Consider the following 355-nt stretch of genomic DNA (forward strand, 5'->3'; position numbering starts at 1 on the left):
TGCTAAGAATAACGTCTTACGGACAATAGATAAGGTTGATTATCCATAAGACAAGTTAATGATGATAAATAGAGGTGTATTTTACGAATATTAAAGGCGCTTGAATAGCTTTTTTTAAGTGCTTAGCATGCCTTTGAATCTATAAAATTTAAGACTGATTGACCTGATCCCATGCCATCCCAAACATATCTGAGACCAGCTCTTTACCCATGGGCGCATAAGGCAGCAATTCAGGAGCGAGTACCGAGGTTTCCCACTGCGGCATTTGCACCAATAATGGCGCGCTGACGCTAAGCACCACCAAGACCATAAGCACGTTTTTTGCCGCACCAAGTACCCCGCCCGCCATTTTATC

At 43.1% G+C, this 355-nt stretch carries 1 pseudogene; it reads right to left on the reverse strand.

The window, feature by feature from the left end:
* Nucleotides 1–148: 148 nt before the first annotated feature.
* A pseudogene (locus tag V7D75_RS08765) lies at nucleotides 149–355 on the reverse strand (CvpA family protein); the annotation flags it as partial.

This window comes from Psychrobacter sp. (assembly GCF_036731945.1).
Classification (GTDB): Bacteria; Pseudomonadota; Gammaproteobacteria; order Pseudomonadales; family Moraxellaceae; genus Psychrobacter.